The organism is Stenotrophomonas sp. BIGb0135 (assembly GCF_024810105.1).
Taxonomy (GTDB): domain Bacteria; phylum Pseudomonadota; class Gammaproteobacteria; order Xanthomonadales; family Xanthomonadaceae; genus Stenotrophomonas; species Stenotrophomonas maltophilia_AB.
The window spans coordinates 23,466-38,891 of sequence record NZ_JANUDX010000003.1 but is presented as its reverse complement, the minus strand read 5'-3'; the positions used below and the strand labels follow the sequence as shown (position 1 = coordinate 38,891).

Sequence of the window (15,426 nt, the reverse complement as noted above, 5' to 3'; positions counted from 1 at the left end):
CAGTGAGCATCCTGTCCCGCGCCCTCATCGCGGTCGTTCTTGCCCTGAGCCTGCTCGCCATCTGGCAGCGTGGCTCGGTGGCCAGCGCCAAGAGAGAGCGGGACAACGCGGTCACGGCCAAGAAATCGGCCGAGATCGAACGAGACAACGCCAAGGCCATCACGGCCATTGAGCGCCAGAGGGTGGCGCGGGCCGAGCAGGTCGCCACCCAATTCGAACAGGAGAGGCAAGATGCGGAGCGCAAAGGGTCTGCTGTGGCCGCTGGGCTGCGCAATGGCAATCTCCAGTTGCAGCAGCGTTGGCAAGGTTGCGAGGCCGCCCGAATGTCCGATCTTGGCGCCGGTATCGCCCAGCCTGATGCTGGAGCCAACGACCGAAGCGACAGTGCGGGCCGAATTGTTCGCGCCGCCGCCCAGTGTGACGCCCAAGTCCGCGGACTCCAGGCTCAAGTGAGAGCTGACCGTGAGTGACATGGGGCGCGCCACCCGGAACATCGTCTCGGGCTACAACCGGGACCGTGTGTTCCAAGCCAGGCTGTACGCCCCGGAGCGCCGCGCACTGGTGAGCGACTTCAATGGCGCTCTGCCAGTCGGTGTGACCATCGCCCGCGCGGTATGGGACACGCTCGACACCTTCACCGCGGCCATGAGCACCCCGCAGGTTCTGGCCGGCGGCCGGTCTTGCCAAGTGATGCTCACTGCCCAGGTCGACGGCTTCTGCTGCATCCGACTGACCGCAGAGCTGAGCAACGGTGAGAAGTTCGTGGCGCACCACGTGATCCAGATACTGCCCGCACGCTACATGTCCACGGACATCTGGGCGAATGGGCCCACGCAGATGGTCGCCACCCCGGCAACCTGAATAACAATCATAGGATTCATATATGGCACGCGGAGGCAAGCGTGAAGGCGCCGGCCGGCCGAAGGGCGCCATCGACAAGAACAACAAGCAGCTCCGGGAGATGATCCTCGAGGCGCTGGAGCGCAACGGGGGCGTTGACTACCTGGCTGCGCAGGCAGTTTCGGAGCCCAAGGCATTTATGAGTCTGCTGGGCCGAGTGCTGCCTTTGCAGGTGACTGGCGAAGGTGGCGGGCCGCTTGAGACGGTCACCTCGTTCAAGCTTGTGCCGATGAAATGACTGAGATGCGGATCGAGCTTCCACCGAAGCTCATCCCGGTGTTTCAGGGCCGTGCGGACGTGCGCGGCGCATACGGCGGTCGCGGCTCTGGCAAGACCCGATCGTTCGCCACGATGGCGGCGGTTTGGGGCATGAGGTTCGGGCAGGCCGGCATTCGAGGGCAGATCCTCTGCGCTCGCCAGTTCATGAACTCACTGGATGACTCCTCGCTGGAGGAGATCAAGCGAGGAATCGAAGGCGATCCGCTGTTGTCCAGGTACTGGAACGTCGGCGAGAAGTTCATCAAGAGCCACGATGGCAGGGTGTGGTTCTCCTTCGCCGGCCTGGATCGGAACATCGGGTCTGTCAAGTCGAAGGGCCGCATTCTCCTGTGCTGGGTCGATGAAGCCGAGCCGGTCACCGATACCGCATTCGACACTCTGGGGCCTACCCTTCGAGAGGAGGGTGCTGAATGGAACGCCGAGCTCTGGGTGACCTGGAACCCTGCGCGCAAGTCAGCCGCGGTTGAGAGGTTCCGGCGCTCGACAGATCCGCTCGTCAAGGTCGTGGAGATCAACTGGAACGACAACCTCAAGTTCCCCGAGGTTCTGAAGCGCAAGCGCCTTCGGGATCTCGATGAGAAGCCTGACCAATACGCCCACATCTGGGACGGTGCTTACCTGATTGCGGTGGCAGGCGCCTACTTCGCGAAGGACCTGGCTGCAGCCAAGGAACAGGGGCGTATCAGCCGGGTTGCAGCCGACCCCCTGATGACCCTGAGGGCGTACTGGGACATCGGCGGCACCGGCGCCAAGGCTGACGCATGCGCAATCTGGATCGTCCAGTTCATTGGGCGCGAGGTGCGCGTGCTGCGCTATTACGAGGCGGTCGGGCAGCCGTTGGCCACTCATGTGGACTTCCTGCGCCGGAATGGTTTCAGCAGCGCCATGTGTGTGCTGCCACACGACGGCGCAGCGCACGACAAGGTGTTCTCGGTCAGCTACGAGAGCGAGCTGCGCAAGGCTGGCTTCGAGGTGAAGGTGATTCCCAACATGGGACAAGGCGCGGCGATGACCCGTGTGGAGGCCGCGCGCCGGCTGTTCCCCAGCGTCTGGTTCAACAACACGCCGGTCAAGGACGCACGCAAGGGCGAGGACGCCGAGGCGCTTGACGCGACCGAAGCGGGCCGCGATGCGCTGGGCTGGTATCACGAGAAGCGCGACGAGAAGAGAAACATCGGCTTCGGCCCCAACCACGATTGGGCCAGCCATGGCGCTGATTCGTTCGGGATGATGGCCGTGGACTACCTGAGCACCGACCACAGTGAGCCGGACATGTCGGCCCTGGACAACTACACGACGGACTACTGATGGCTGACAAGAAGCGGGACGATGCGCTGGCTGAGATGCTGAAGCGCAGGGATCTTGCGTCCGAAGCCTGCCGCGAGCTGTACGACCAGGCCAGTGACGACGTGAAGTTCGTGACCGTTCCGGGCGCTCAGTGGGATCAAAAGCTGAAGGCGCGCCGCGGCGATCGCCCGACCTACGAGTTCCCCAAGCTGGCCGCACACGTCCGCCAGGTCATCAACGAGATGCGCCAGAACCGGCCGCAGGGCAAGGTTCGCGGCACCGAGGAGGGCGACAAGGGCCTGGCCGAGCTGATGCAGGGCATCTGCCGAAACATCGAGGCGGTCAGCAACGCCGACCAGGCCTATGACATCGCCTATGACTTCGCGGTCAAGGGCGGCTTCGGCGTGTGGCGGATCTGCACCGAGTACGCCAACCAGGACGATTTCGACCAGGACATCTTCATCAAGCCGGTGCGCAACCCGTTTGCCATCAAGTGGGGGCCTTCGGTTGAGCTGGATCGGTCAGACGCAGAGTACGCCTTCGAAGAAGAACTCATCTCGAAGGAAGAGCATGAGCGCCGCTGGCCTGACGCCAGCCTGACGGACTGGGAAGACGACAACAGATGCACGAGCTGGCGCGACAAGGGCCAGGTTCGGATCGCAGCCTACTGGTGGAAGAAGCCGCGGAAGGCGGAGATCTGGCAGCTTTCCAATGGCGCCACGGTGTCGGTCGAGGACTTGGGCAAGGAAGCGAAGCGGCAGGGCATGGACCAGTCGCCGGACGCTCTCGAGGCGATCCTGGCCGGGGAGGGCGTGCAGATCATCCGTCGGCGCGAGATCGACACGCACGACGTGAAGATGCGCTTCACCAACGGGCACGAGTGGCTCGGCGAGGAGTATGACTTCCCGTCCAAGTTCATCCCGCTGATCCCGATCTGGGGGAACATCACCAGCATCGACGGCGAGGACTACTGGTTCGGCATGGTCCGGCCAAATAAGGACCAGCAGCGCCTGCACAACGTGCACCGCACCGCGGCGATCGAGGCGGTGGCCAAGGCTCCGAAGGCCCCGTTCATCGTCAAGCTGAGGTCGATCAAGGGGCTGGAGCGGTTCTGGCGCAACGCCAACTCCGAGGATTACCCCTACCTGCCGATCAACGACGAGGCAACAGAGATCCCGACGCGCGCCGGCCAGGCAGAGATCCCTGCGGCGCTGCTGCAGCTTGGCGCGCTCGACAATGAGGACATCAAGGCCAACACGGGCATCCACAACGCGAGCCTCGGCGCTCAGGGCAACGAGACGAGCGGTAAGGGCATCCTGGCCAGGCAGCAGCAGGGCGCCACGGCGACCTTCAACTACATCGACAATCTGGCCTATGGCATCCGGCACACCTACCGGGTGCTGGTGGACATGATCCCGCGCGTGTACGACACCCCGCGCGTGGTTCGCGTGCTTGGCCCCGATGGCGGCGAGAAGTGGAAGCGGCTGTACCAAGAGGTGATCGACCCGGCCACAGGCCAGAAGATCGTCCTGAACGACATCGGCAAGGGAAAGTACGACGTGGCTATTACCGTTGGCCCCAACTTCGCCACGCAGAGGATGGAGGCGGTCGACGCCTTCACCACCATGCTCGGCCAGATGGGCCCGGGCTTGCCGCCGCCGATCGCCTCGCTGATGGCATACACGGCAATCAACAACATGGACCTGCCTGGCAGCGAGGAAGTGGACGCGGCATTCCGCAAGATCCTGGTCGGGGAGGGCTTGCTGCAGCCGAAGGATGGCGAGGAGCCGCCACCGCCCCAGCAGCCCGATCCCAAGGCCATGGCCGACGCCCAGAAGGCCGAGGCAGATGCAAAGAGGTCCGATGCACAGGCCCAGCTCTATGGAGAGCAGGCAGTCGGGCAGGCGATCGAGAACGCAGCCGGCTTGGCGCTTCTCGGCGGACCTCCGCAGCCACCGTCACAGCCACCGGCAATGCCGATCACCCAGCCGCCTCAGGGCGGCTTTTTTGTGCCCGAACAAACAGGCGGCTATCCCGCCTGACCGCATCGGCCCGGTCTGGCCGAACCCCGTGAGGATGCTATGAGCGACGAGAACAACGCCCTGGATCAGGGCGGCGGCGAAGTGCTGCCCACCACCCAGCAGCCCCGCAACGATGCGGAGGCGGCCAGCCAGGATGATCTGCAGCGGCAGGAAGCCGACAAGGCGAAGGACGCCGAGCAGCAGAAGGCCAAGGCTGACGAGGAGAAGCGCAAAAACCGCACCAGCCAGTACATCGACCGGCTGAAGAACGAGGCCGCTGCCGCGCGGCAGGCTGCTCAGGAGACGAGCAAGCGCCTGGAGGCATTGGAGGCCCGTTTCCCCAAGCACGACCCCAAGCCGCCCACCATGGAGAGCGCAGGCTTCGATCCCGAGGAGCTGGCCCGGCAGACGGCCCGCTACGAGGTCGAGCAGGCCCGAAAGCAGTGGGATGAGCAGCAGAAAACCGAGACTGCAGCGCGGTCGGAACAGGAGAAGGTGCAGGCGTACGGAGCACGTGTGCAGGCATTTGCCGCGGAGAACCCCGACTTCGAAGAGGTCGTTGGGTCCATCCCGGCGCAGTACCTGGTCCCTGAGCTGCAGAAGGCGATCATGTCCCACGAAAAGGGGCCGAAGATCGCCTACCAGCTCGCCTTGAACGAGGACGAGCTGTTCCAGCTGGCAAGTGTCCGGCCGGAACTGATGGAAGCGGCAGTTGCCCGCTATGCATCGCGCTTGGAAGCAGCGCCGCCGGCCCAGGAGCTGACCGCTCCGCCGGCACTTGCTCCGCAGACCAACAAACCCGTGTCGCAGGCTCCCGCCCCGGCCCCGCGCGTCAGCGGCCGCTCGCCGTCGGAAACCCCGCCGGAGAAGCTCACCGATGACCAGTGGTTCGCCAAGCGGCAGGAAGCCCGGCGCAAGCGCTAATCCATCCTCAAGGACACCGAAATGGCAAACATCAACCAGGCACTGACCCACCAGATGATCGCCCGCGAAGCAGCGGCGATGCTGGTGGAGGAAAACACCGTCGTCCCGAACATCAACACCTCCCGCGAGCGCGAGTTCGGCGAAGAGGTCAATGGCTACAAGAAGGGCGATACCGTGCGCGTCATGGTCCCGCCGGTGCCGGTCACCTTCAGCGGCTCCGTCTTCGCCGGCGGCGGCAATGCGCCGTCCACCAATGAGACCTCCGTCAACCTGACCGTGGACCAGCAGGAGCACGTCGCCCTGACCTTTACGGCCAAGGAGAAGAAGCTCGAGCTCAGCGACTTCAAGGAGCGCTTCCTGCGCCCGGCCATGAACTCGCTGTCCAGCAAGGTGAACTCCATCCTGCTGGCCGAGATGTACCGCAAGACCCCCAACGTGGTCGGCACCTGGGGCACCGTCCCCAACACCCGCACCACCTGGCGCTCCGCGGACTCCTCGCTGTCGCGCTTCCTGGCCCCGAACGACATGCGCTATTCGCACTTCTCGCTGGATGCGAGCGATGCGCTGGCCGAGGCCAACTCCGCGCTGTTCCATGACGGTAAGGAGATCCGCGGCGAGTTCAGCGACAACGCGGTCGGCCGCTTCGCCAACCTGGACTTCTTCGAGCAGCTCTCGCTGCCGGTCCACACCAACGGCGCGGGCACCGGCTATGCGGTCGGCGGGGCGGGCCAGACGGGCAACACGCTGGCCGTGGTCACCGGCACCGGCGCGATCACCCGAGGTTCGACCTTCACCATCGCCGGGGTGTTCTCGGTCCACCCGATCACCGGCGTCAGCACCGGCAAGCTGCGCCAGTTCGTGGTGACGGCCGACTACGCCGGTGGCGCGGGCAACGTGTCGATCTTCCCGGCGATCACCCCGACGAGCTCCACTGTGATCGGCACCGTGAACGCCTCGCCCGCGGCGGCAGCTGCGATCACCATCTTCGGCACCGCGTCCTCGAGCGCGCTGCAGAACCTGGTGTTCCACAAGAACGCTTTCGCCTCGGCATTCGCCCCGCTTCCGGTGCTGGCGTCCTGCGAGGGCTACACCGCGACCACCAAGGGCATCAGCGTCCGTGTGATGACCTTCGGCGACGGCAAGAACGATATGGAGAACACCCGTATCGACGTGCTGTTCGCACTGCCGGCAGCCATCCGTGCGGACCACGCGGTCCGCGTCACTCAGTAACGCCCAACGGGGCCGGCCGGATTGGCCGGCCCCTCTTTTTCGGAGGTCCTATGGACTACCCCAAGATGATCTATCTCGGCGGCGATCTGGCCGGCGAGTACCGAATCGTGCAGGACGAGGACGAGGAAGCCACCGCTGAGAAGGACGGCTTCTTGGCGCATGATCGCCAGCCCAAGAAGGTTCCGGCGCGGGCGGCCGCGGCGGAGCCCGATGAGGGCGCGAGTGCTGCTGATGGCCCGAAGCCGAAGGGCAAGCCCGGCCCGAAGCCGAAGGCACCGTAATGAGCAAGGTCGGCGAGGTCATCCGCGATTCCCTGCTGCTGCTGCGCGTGCTGGACGCTGGAGAGGCCCCGGAGGCGGAGGATAGCCAGGACGCGATACGGGCTCTCAACCTGATGATGACCTCGATGGAAGCCGAGGGCATCAGCATCGGTTGGTCCAACGTTTCATCGCCTGATGACGAGATGCCTTGCCCCTTTGAGAACGAGCAGGGTATTGCCTACCTGCTCGCCACGCGGCTTCGTCCGAATTACGGGAAGCCGCTGGACCCTGACGTGATCCAAGGTGCACGTGAGGGGATGGCGGCGATGGCTGCGCAGGTGGCTTCTGCTGACTACTCGCGCGTCACCTACCCGGATCTCCCAGCCGGTCAGGGCCAGCCGTGGGGCGCCTGGTATGAGGGGTTCTACCGCTGATGAGCGCCACCCCCGTTGACCTCATCGGCGGCTACTACGCCGACGACACCCTGCCGTGGTCGTGCCAGGACACCGTGAACTACCTGCCGGTGATGGCCGAGATTGCGGGCACGCGCACGCCGAAGTACCTCAAGACCCCGCCTGGCCTGAAGCCATACAAGCAGGTGGGTTCCGGACCGATCCGGGGCATGCACGACTGCGAGGGCGCTCGGTTCGTGGTGTCCGGGCAGACGCTTTGCCGCATCAACCCGAACGGCTCGATCAGCCCGCTGGGCACGATCCCCGGCGTTGGCCGGGTGACCATGACGCACAACCAGTTCAAGACCGGCAACCAGTTGCTGGTGGAGAACGGGCAGGGGGGCGGGGGGTACGTCTACGACACCAGCGCCGGCACCTTCGCCAAGATCACCGACGAGGGCTACCCGGGGTCGATTTCGTCCGACTACCTGGACTCCTACCTGCTGGGCGTCGAGCCGCAGGGCCGGTTCTGGTTCCATTCGAACCTGTCCGATGCGACCGACTACAACACGCTTGACCGCTACGAGTCCGAGGCTTCGCCGGACCGTATCGTCGGCCTGGCCGTGAGCCAGTTCGAGGTCGTGGTGTTCAACCAGACCACGATCGAGTTCTTCTACAACTCCGGAGCCAACACCGGGACGTTCCAGAACCGCCGGCAGACCATCACCCGCGGTTGCGCGTCCCGGCACAGCATCGCCAAGCTGGACAACACCCTGTTTTGGCTGGGTGACGACGGAATCGTGTATCGGATGGATGGCTACTCGGCCACGCCGATCTCGACCGGGCCGATGGCGCGCTCGTTCGTCGGGAAGAACTGGTCCGAAGCCTTCGCCTTCACCTGGGAGGACCAGGGATTCAAGGTCTACTACCTGACCTTCCCGGATGGGCACACGTGGGGCTATGACGTGGTCTCGCGCCTCTGGACGCGCCGGGAGTCCTTCGGGCTTGACCGGTGGCGGCTGTCGCATATGGTCAAGTGGGGGCGTACCTGGTACGGCGGTGATTTCCAGAGCGGCCGCCTGTGGGAGATCGACTGGGACTACCTGCTGGAGGGCGACGACGAGTTCATCTCCCGACGCGTGTCGCCGGTGCTGGCGGATAACCAGAGCCAGGTCGGTATCCCGTTCGCCGAGCTGATCTTCGATCCCGGCCAAGGTCCGGCCACCGTGGCTACCCCGTTCCCGACTTCTGTGTCGCTGACCGGCACCCCGCCGGCCGCGCTGGTCGGCTTGGCCTATCCCGCCTTCAGCTTCGGCGCGGTCGGTGGAACGGCACCCTACGCCTTCTCGATCACCGAGGGCTCGCTGCCTGCAGGCCTTGCCCTCAGCTCAGCTGGCGCGATCACCGGCACTCCCACTGCTGTCGGCACGTCGAACTTCACCGTGCGGGTGTACGACGCAAACCTCAACTGGACCGAGGGCAGGTACAGCATCCTGTCGCGCTCGGGTGTGCTGGCGCTGGCAATCCCGGAGATGCTGTATGCCGGGAGCTACGAATCGCTGGTGCCCTTGGCGCCAATCACCAACAGGGTGCCCAGCATCGAGGCCGCGTTCTCTGTGTCGCCTAACGCCGGCTACGCATACGTGGGCCTCACCGCAACGCCCTTCGGCGTCCTGTGCAAATACAACCCCGATACCGGCACGTTCGCGGAATCGGCCAGCATCAGCTTCGTCCCCGCGCAGTCGGTGCGCTGCAGCCACTTCAGCCCGGACGGGCTGCACCTGGCGCTGGTCACTGGCACTGGCGCCGCCGCGGGGACCCTCCGGGTGCTCAAGCTGGAGGCTGGGGTCTGGAACGAGAAGTCGACGGCGGTGCTGGGCACCTTCTGCGAGTCGGTGACCTTCAGCCCCAACGGCTCTCGCATCGTGGTGTCGCAGACTGCCACCGCTCCGAATCTCGGCTGCCGGATCTACGAGTTCAACAAGACGACCTCAGTGCTTGGGGCGTTCATCTACGGCGGCGGCACGCCGAACGCGCAGTCGCCTACGGGTTTCGGCTGGTCGCCGGACGGTCGGTTCCTCGCCGAGTGGAGCAACAACACGCTGAAGGTGCGCTCCACCACCGGTGCCAGCGCGCTGGTCGTCTCCACGGGCACGCTGCTGTCTGGGCGCGGCGCGCATTTCAGCGCTGACGGCAAGTTCGTCTACACCTTGGGCTCACCGACAGACCGCCGCATCGCCGCCTATCCGGTGAATGAGGGAGTCCTGGGCACGGCGGTCGTGTACCCGAGCCTGATTCCGGCCACTGGCTTCAGTCCGAGTGATTCGGCGATGTCAGGCGACTACATGGCGGTGGTCAGGATCGGCAATGCCACGCCCGCCGCGCCCCCGGTGATGCTCTTCAAGGTATCTGGCACGACGGTGCAACTGGCCAATGTGCAGCCCTCTTTCACCAGCGCTGGTTCCATCGGCGCGATCGCCTGGACGCTGTGACATGGCCGACACCGACCACTTCGTGGAAGTGCGCTACAGCAAGGACGGCGGCCGCAACTGGAGCAACTGGAAGCGCCGCTCCATTGGCCAGATCGGCCAGTACCAGCAGCGGGTAAAGCTGATGCGCATGGGGGTCGGTCGCCAGTGGGTGTTTGACATCAAGGTGTCGTCCCCGCGCAAGCGCGACCTGCTCGGGGCTGTGGTTACGGCGGAACCTCTGGAGGATTGATGATCGTTGTAGATGATGCGATCCCGGACGCTCAAGGCCTCCGGGCGGCAGCGCTGTGCGCGCCATACGTGGACTGGAAGGGCTACGACGGCGAGGTCTACAAGCGCGTCTGCCTGACGCCGGTGCCTGGCCTGCAGGAGGCGATTGAGGCCGAGTGCGGCCCGGTCGAGATGCTTGGCATGGGCTACCGGCTCAATTTCAACCAGGAACTGCCCAATGCCTCGATCCATTCGGACATGGGGTGGGGCACGCACGCCGCGGTGCTCTACCTGAGCGAGGGCGAGGGCGGCACTGCCTTCTGGCAGCACAAGGCCACCGGTGCCAGCCGCATCGAACAGGGCGACATGGAGCTGTTCGAACAGGTCCGCCACGACTGGGACGACGCCAGCAAGTGGGACCAGGTTGGCCTGGCCGAAATGAAGCTGGGCCGGCTGCTGATCTACGAATCGGCGCTGTTCCACAGCCGCTGGCCGTTCGAGGCCTTCGGCACTGACCACGAATCCGGCCGCCTCATCGCGGTGGCCTTCTTTACCCCGAGGGGCTGATGACCACCATTCGCAAAGCAACTCTGGCCGACGTGCCGGAGATCGTCCGCATGTCCGCAGCTTTCTACCCGACCACGCATTACGCCCAGTGGTGCGATATGGACGAGGAGACGGTTGCCGACCTGGCCTCGAACCTGATCGAGAACCACGTGTTCCTGGTCGCAGAGCACGAGGGCGAGCTGCTCGGCATGGTTGGAATCTTCCTGGCCCCGTTCCTGTTCAACCGGCACGCCACCTTCGGCGTCGAGGTTGTGTGGTGGGTTGACCCCAAGGCGCGCGGCTCGCATGTGGCGGCCTCGCTCCTGCAGGCGATCGAGCAGCCGCTGCGCGATGCCGGTGCCGACCGCATCCAGATGGTGCACATGCCCAACAGCCCGCCGCAGGCCGCTGCGCTGTACGAGCGCCTGGGCTATTCCCGCTCCGAAGTCAGCTACACCAAGGACATCTGACATGGCCGCAATCACCGCAGCAGTAGTCGTCGGCGCCGGCATGGCCTACTCGGCCAACCGCCAGGGTGCCGCCGCCAAGAAAGCAGGCCGGGCACAAGCCAGCGCCGCGCAGCAGACCCTGGACCAGCAGCAGGCGCTCTACAACAACGCGGTGGAGGGCGCGCAGCCCTACGCCGACGCCGGCACCAATGCGCTCAGCCAACTGGAGGCCGTCAACCGCGGCGACTACTCCGGCTTCGAGAACGCGCCGGACTACCTGTATGCGCGCGACCAGGGCATCCAGGGGCTGGACCGGGGGGCTGCGGCGCGCGGCGGCCTGTATTCGGGTGGCGCTGATGCCGACCGCATCGCCTTCAGCTCGGGACTGGCCAGCCAGAACCTCGGCAACTACACCAACCGGCTGATGGGGCTGACCAACCTCGGATCCAACACCCAGCAGTACCTGGGCCAGCTCGGTCAGAGCTACGGCAACCAGTTCGCCAACGCCATGGGCATCAAGGGCCAGGCCAACGCACAGATCGCGGCTGCAGGTCCGATGACGCAGGCCGGTTATGGCAATGCCTTGGCATCGGCGGCCAGTACCTATGCAGGGGCTGCAGGTGGCGGCGGCGGCATGTCCAGCATGTTTAGCGGATTCGGCGGCGGTGGCGGCGGCCAGGGCAGCATGACGGGCTTCGGCAACAACATGGACAATTTCCTGGGCGGCAACGCTCGCAAGTCGAGCTGGGGCTAAGACATGGCTGACTATCAGCAGAATTTCCTCGCCTCGCTGCAGGGCGGCTTGAACCTCGGCCAACAGCTGCGGGGCATCCAGGACCGCAACCAGCTCAACAAGCTGGCCTCGCAGGCCTACAGCACGCCGACGGACCAGCGCGACGGACTGCTCAGCCAGATGGCAGGCGTTGACGCGCAGTCCGCACAGCAGCAGGAGAAGGCGTTCGCCAACAGCGACGAGCGGCGCAACACCACGATGGTGAACATGGCCAAGCTGCTGACCTCGGCACCCGAGCAGGCCCGGCCGCAGTTGTGGCAGCGCTTCATTCCGACCCTGAGCCAATACGGGCTGTCCGATCTGCCGACCGAGTACAACGCCCAGACGGCGCCGATCATCGACCAGGCCGCGCAGTCCCTGGTGCAGGCGTACAGCGGCAACGGCGGCGCGTCCGGCGTCCAGTCCACCTACGTGGACAACAACGGGCAGCGCGTGGCGATCATGCGCGACGGGTCGACGCAGATCCTGGGCGGAAACGACGCCGGCGCCAACCAGCAGACGCTGACGATCGACGTCAACGGGACGCCGACGCAGGTCACCTTCGACCGGCGCACGGGGCGCTACACCAACGCCAGCCTTGGCGGCCAGGGTGCGCCTCAGCAGCCGCAGCCGGCGGCGCAGGGCGGCTACCAGCAGATCAACGGGCAGCAGACCTACATCGACCCGAGCCTCCCTCCGCAGGTCCAGCAGCAGATCCGGCAGTCGCTGGCTGCGGGACAGGAGCCGCCTGCACAGATGGCGTTCGCCGGTGACGGCGGCCAGGCCGGCACGCCTTTGGTGGGCCGTCGAGATGAGGATCGGGCATCCGCAGTGGAATCGGCAAAGATTGAGGCACAGCTTGCAGCGGCACAGCGAGTCGCCGAGGCAGAAGCCAACGCAGCTCGGCTTAAAAAAGAGGCGGAGATTGAGGTCCAGCAGCAGGGAGAGAGAGCAGCCGCCGGCGCCACGCGACTGCGAGATGCTCAGGAGACCGTGGCGGTGTTGCAGGAGGCGCTGCCCTTGCTAGACACCGCTACCGGCAGCGGCTTGGGTGCAATCCGGGACGCAGGCGCGGCATTCGTCGGTCGTGCAACCGATGGCGCCAAGGCCAATGCCTCGCTTCGCGTCCTGGCCACGCGCCTGACGGCGAAGGTGCCGCGATTCGAGGGTCCGCAGTCGGACAAGGACGTGGCCGAGTACAAGGCCGCTGCCGGCGACCTGGCCAACGAAAGCCTGCCGGTGGAGATCCGCAGGGCCGCCGGCATGACACTGCAGCGACTGAGCCAGAAGGCAATTGCGCAGGCTAAGGCAGCGGGCCAGGGCGGCGGCCAGGGCGGTAACAGTCAAGGCCGCACCATCGTGCGCCGCGGCACCTCCCAGGGCCGGCCCGTGATCCAGTACAGCGACGGGACCATCGAATATGGCAATTGATCCGTCCACCATCGTATGGGATGACGCCGCCCCGGCTCAGCCGGCAGTTGGTTCTATGCCGACAGGCCAGATCGATCCTGCAACCATCGTGTGGGATGACGAGGGCGAGGGCGGCCAGCCTCCGCTTGAAATCGACATCGTTGGCGGGACGCGCGCTACTGACACCATGAGTGGGGTGGACCGCTTCCGCGCCGGCCTCGGCAAGTCGCTGGTGGATACGGGCTACGGCATCGCGCAGGCGCTGACGCCTCCGAAGGTCCCCGACTTCATAAACCGAGCTGCGGATTCCGTTGACCAAGCCATTGGCAGTCCGACCTACAGCGCCATCCGCCGAGGTGTGATGGATGCCTATACGGCCCCGGGGGAAGCGCTTGAGGCGGCGGCAGCAGAGCGACGGGCCACGGATCAGGACCTGATGGATACCGGCGCCGGCATGTCGGGCAACGTCGTGGGCACCATTGCGCAGCTGCTGGGGCCTGGGTTCCTCGCGCGCGGAACGGCGGCGGCGCCGGCACTGCTGCCCACCACCATTCGCGGGAACGCGCTGAACGGCCTGATTATGGGATCGCTGCAGCCATCCACCAGCAGCAGCGACCGTGCGCAGAACGCATTGGTCGGCGGTGTCCTTGGTGGAACCGGAGCCGGGGTGGTGCGCGGGGCAAGCGCGGGCGCTGGTGCTGCACGGAACCTGCTGTCGCGTACCGGGATGACCGCGACCGACCGCCAGGCCGCCCAGGTTCTCGCACGCGAGGCCACGAACCCCAACCAACTGGTGATTCAGGGATCTGCCGTTCCCGGGGTGGAGCGCACGCTCGGCGAGGCCAGTGGCGATTCTGGCCTGATGGCGCTTGAGAACGTCATGCGCGCGCGCGACCGCGGCGCATTCGAGCCAATCGACCTGAGGAACAACGCGGCACGGGTATCCCAACTCCAGAGGATCGCCGGCAGCGACTCGGACATGGCGGCCGCTGAGGCTGCGCGAGACAGCGTTGTGGATACGCGTTTGGCCCAGTCCCTACAAGAGGGCGGCCAGTATGAGCAGGGCTTGCGTGCTGCACAGCAGGCAGAGCGGCAGTCTGCGATCAGTGCGGCGGGCGCAGCGACTGCCGAGAACCAGCGCCTGGCATCGATGGGGCTGGGGGGCCGGGTGCCAGTTCCTGAGGTTCCTGCAGAAGGCGCCACCGTCTCGGAGGGTCTGCGCAACCTTCGCGGCATGGTGACCGAGATGCAGGGGCAGAACGCGGCGCGGCCCAGTGTCCAATCCGCGATCAACGATGTCAGCCGGGCGCTGCGTGGCGCTGATGAGTCTGTCGGCTCGCTCTACCAAGTTCGCCAGTACATCGGGGATCTACTGGCTGGCAAGGCTGGTGCGGACAAGAGTTACGCGCGCTCCGCATCCCGCGAGCTGATTCAGATCCGCGATGCCCTCGACGCCGAGCTGGCAAATCGTGCTCCCAGCTTCCCCGAGTACCTTGGCGCTTACCGAGCGGCGTCCAAGCCGATCAACCGGATGGAGGTTGGACGGGAGATCCTGAATCGATCGTCCAGCACCGCCCAAGATCAGCTGGGAAATCCGATCCTGACGCCCTCAGGGGTTTCTCGGGCGACCAACGACCTTGACGCCATCGCGGCGAAAGCGACCGACTTCAAGAAGGCTCGGGCCGATCAGATCCTCACCGCCGATGACCTGGCCTCTCTGCGAGCGATCCAGGACGACATGCAGCGGATCGCGCAGCGGAATCGGTCGGCCGCGGCGGGGAGCCAGACCATGGAGCGCCTGAGCGTTGGGGAGCGGGCGGCGATGCGCGGCGCGGCATCCAAACTGCCGTGGGTTGGGCCGCTGTTTGAACATTTCGAAGGCGCCGCCAACCAGCGGTTGAACGAGCGCCTGGCGTTCCTGATGGCGAACCCGAAGGAGGCGCAACGAGTAATGGCGGCGCTGCCGAAGCAGGACGCCAGCAACCTCAGGAAGACGCTCGGGCAGCTTGCCTTGGCCTCTGGCCGGTCGGCGCAGCCGGCCAGCGACTAGAAATAGCGGTCCTTGGTCAGGATCTCGCGCCACTTTTTGCTCGGGACCAGCCAGCGAACGATGGTATTCCCTCCCTTGATCGCCACCAGCCAGTAGAGGTAGGCGAACACGGGCATCAAGATGGCCTTCAGGCCGAGGGCGATCATCCAGCTCATGGCGGTCTGTCTTCAGTGGGTCCGCCGATCCTACCACCCGAAACCACCAGCC

17 protein-coding genes are annotated in these 15,426 nt (G+C 65.6%); 16 read left to right on the top strand and 1 reads right to left on the bottom strand.

The window, feature by feature from the left end:
• Nucleotides 1-2 precede the first annotated feature (2 nt).
• Genes M2421_RS07845 through M2421_RS07770 form a run of 16 tightly spaced genes read left to right on the top strand, consistent with a single transcriptional unit; the run spans nt 3 to nt 15,219 of the window.
• A complete protein-coding gene (locus tag M2421_RS07845; RefSeq protein WP_259205289.1) occupies nt 3-470 on the top strand; it encodes an endopeptidase in 468 nt (155 codons plus the stop codon).
• Nucleotides 463-861, top strand: coding sequence for a hypothetical protein (locus tag M2421_RS07840; protein ID WP_259205287.1), 399 nt, complete (start codon nt 463-465; stop codon nt 859-861). The genes M2421_RS07845 and M2421_RS07840 overlap by 8 nt, the downstream gene beginning before the upstream one ends.
• A gap of 22 nt (nt 862-883) precedes the next feature.
• Nucleotides 884-1,138, top strand: coding sequence for a hypothetical protein (locus M2421_RS07835; protein WP_259205286.1), 255 nt, complete (start codon nt 884-886; stop codon nt 1,136-1,138).
• On the top strand, nt 1,135-2,487 hold the full coding sequence (locus M2421_RS07830; protein WP_259205285.1) for a phage terminase large subunit: 1,353 nt from the start codon (nt 1,135-1,137) through the stop codon (nt 2,485-2,487). Before M2421_RS07835 ends, M2421_RS07830 begins: the two co-directional genes overlap by 4 nt.
• Nucleotides 2,487-4,508 carry a portal protein gene (locus M2421_RS07825; RefSeq protein WP_259205283.1) on the top strand — a complete coding sequence of 674 codons (2,022 nt, stop codon included), beginning with the start codon at nt 2,487-2,489 and terminating at the stop codon, nt 4,506-4,508. The genes M2421_RS07830 and M2421_RS07825 overlap by 1 nt, the downstream gene beginning before the upstream one ends.
• 39 nt (nt 4,509-4,547) lie before the next feature.
• Nucleotides 4,548-5,411: a hypothetical protein gene (locus M2421_RS07820; RefSeq protein WP_259205282.1), complete on the top strand. Its 864-nt coding sequence runs from the start codon at nt 4,548-4,550 to the stop codon at nt 5,409-5,411.
• 21 nt (nt 5,412-5,432) lie between these two features.
• Nucleotides 5,433-6,641: a P22 phage major capsid protein family protein gene (locus M2421_RS07815; RefSeq protein WP_259205280.1), complete on the top strand. Its 1,209-nt coding sequence runs from the start codon at nt 5,433-5,435 to the stop codon at nt 6,639-6,641.
• A gap of 50 nt (nt 6,642-6,691) precedes the next feature.
• A complete protein-coding gene (locus M2421_RS07810; RefSeq protein ID WP_259205278.1) occupies nt 6,692-6,922 on the top strand; it encodes a hypothetical protein in 231 nt (76 codons plus the stop codon).
• Nucleotides 6,922-7,335, top strand: coding sequence for a packaged DNA stabilization gp4 family protein (locus tag M2421_RS07805; protein ID WP_259205276.1), 414 nt, complete (start codon nt 6,922-6,924; stop codon nt 7,333-7,335). The genes M2421_RS07810 and M2421_RS07805 overlap by 1 nt, the downstream gene beginning before the upstream one ends.
• On the top strand, nt 7,335-9,785 hold the full coding sequence (locus M2421_RS07800) for a packaged DNA stabilization protein (protein WP_259205255.1): 2,451 nt from the start codon (nt 7,335-7,337) through the stop codon (nt 9,783-9,785). The genes M2421_RS07805 and M2421_RS07800 overlap by 1 nt, the downstream gene beginning before the upstream one ends.
• Before the next feature lies 1 nt (nt 9,786).
• Nucleotides 9,787-10,014 (top strand): hypothetical protein, encoded by a 228-nt coding sequence (locus M2421_RS07795; RefSeq protein WP_259205242.1) that lies wholly within the window; start codon nt 9,787-9,789, stop codon nt 10,012-10,014.
• On the top strand, nt 10,014-10,559 hold the full coding sequence (locus tag M2421_RS07790; protein ID WP_259205240.1) for a DUF6445 family protein: 546 nt from the start codon (nt 10,014-10,016) through the stop codon (nt 10,557-10,559). Before M2421_RS07795 ends, M2421_RS07790 begins: the two co-directional genes overlap by 1 nt.
• Nucleotides 10,559-11,008 carry a GNAT family N-acetyltransferase gene (locus tag M2421_RS07785; RefSeq protein WP_259205237.1) on the top strand — a complete coding sequence of 150 codons (450 nt, stop codon included), beginning with the start codon at nt 10,559-10,561 and terminating at the stop codon, nt 11,006-11,008. The genes M2421_RS07790 and M2421_RS07785 overlap by 1 nt, the downstream gene beginning before the upstream one ends.
• Before the next feature lies 1 nt (nt 11,009).
• Nucleotides 11,010-11,741: a hypothetical protein gene (locus M2421_RS07780; RefSeq protein ID WP_259205235.1), complete on the top strand. Its 732-nt coding sequence runs from the start codon at nt 11,010-11,012 to the stop codon at nt 11,739-11,741.
• 3 nt (nt 11,742-11,744) lie between these two features.
• Nucleotides 11,745-13,190: a hypothetical protein gene (locus M2421_RS07775; RefSeq protein ID WP_259205232.1), complete on the top strand. Its 1,446-nt coding sequence runs from the start codon at nt 11,745-11,747 to the stop codon at nt 13,188-13,190.
• Nucleotides 13,180-15,219 (top strand): hypothetical protein, encoded by a 2,040-nt coding sequence (locus M2421_RS07770; RefSeq protein WP_259205229.1) that lies wholly within the window; start codon nt 13,180-13,182, stop codon nt 15,217-15,219. The genes M2421_RS07775 and M2421_RS07770 overlap by 11 nt, the downstream gene beginning before the upstream one ends.
• Here M2421_RS07770 and M2421_RS07765 read toward each other — a convergent pair.
• Complete coding sequence (locus M2421_RS07765; protein WP_259205226.1) at nt 15,216-15,374, bottom strand: hypothetical protein; 159 nt, start codon at nt 15,372-15,374, stop codon at nt 15,216-15,218. The genes M2421_RS07770 and M2421_RS07765 overlap by 4 nt on opposite strands.
• Nucleotides 15,375-15,426: the final 52 nt, after the last annotated feature.

What these genes read in the sequence shown, in the direction of transcription:
- M2421_RS07835 (WP_259205286.1), top strand. Translation starts at nt 884, where the DNA reads ATGGCACGCGGAGGCAAGCGTGAAGGCGCCGGCCGGCCGAAGGGCGCC.
- M2421_RS07830 (WP_259205285.1), top strand. Translation starts at nt 1,135, where the DNA reads ATGACTGAGATGCGGATCGAGCTTCCACCGAAGCTCATCCCGGTGTTT.
- M2421_RS07825 (WP_259205283.1), top strand. Translation starts at nt 2,487, where the DNA reads ATGGCTGACAAGAAGCGGGACGATGCGCTGGCTGAGATGCTGAAGCGC.
- M2421_RS07820 (WP_259205282.1), top strand. Translation starts at nt 4,548, where the DNA reads ATGAGCGACGAGAACAACGCCCTGGATCAGGGCGGCGGCGAAGTGCTG.
- M2421_RS07815 (WP_259205280.1), top strand. Translation starts at nt 5,433, where the DNA reads ATGGCAAACATCAACCAGGCACTGACCCACCAGATGATCGCCCGCGAA.
- M2421_RS07810 (WP_259205278.1), top strand. Translation starts at nt 6,692, where the DNA reads ATGGACTACCCCAAGATGATCTATCTCGGCGGCGATCTGGCCGGCGAG.
- M2421_RS07805 (WP_259205276.1), top strand. Translation starts at nt 6,922, where the DNA reads ATGAGCAAGGTCGGCGAGGTCATCCGCGATTCCCTGCTGCTGCTGCGC.
- M2421_RS07800 (WP_259205255.1), top strand. Translation starts at nt 7,335, where the DNA reads ATGAGCGCCACCCCCGTTGACCTCATCGGCGGCTACTACGCCGACGAC.
- M2421_RS07795 (WP_259205242.1), top strand. Translation starts at nt 9,787, where the DNA reads ATGGCCGACACCGACCACTTCGTGGAAGTGCGCTACAGCAAGGACGGC.
- M2421_RS07790 (WP_259205240.1), top strand. Translation starts at nt 10,014, where the DNA reads ATGATCGTTGTAGATGATGCGATCCCGGACGCTCAAGGCCTCCGGGCG.
- M2421_RS07785 (WP_259205237.1), top strand. Translation starts at nt 10,559, where the DNA reads ATGACCACCATTCGCAAAGCAACTCTGGCCGACGTGCCGGAGATCGTC.
- M2421_RS07780 (WP_259205235.1), top strand. Translation starts at nt 11,010, where the DNA reads ATGGCCGCAATCACCGCAGCAGTAGTCGTCGGCGCCGGCATGGCCTAC.
- M2421_RS07775 (WP_259205232.1), top strand. Translation starts at nt 11,745, where the DNA reads ATGGCTGACTATCAGCAGAATTTCCTCGCCTCGCTGCAGGGCGGCTTG.
- M2421_RS07770 (WP_259205229.1), top strand. Translation starts at nt 13,180, where the DNA reads ATGGCAATTGATCCGTCCACCATCGTATGGGATGACGCCGCCCCGGCT.
- M2421_RS07765 (WP_259205226.1), bottom strand. Translation starts at nt 15,374, where the DNA reads ATGAGCTGGATGATCGCCCTCGGCCTGAAGGCCATCTTGATGCCCGTG.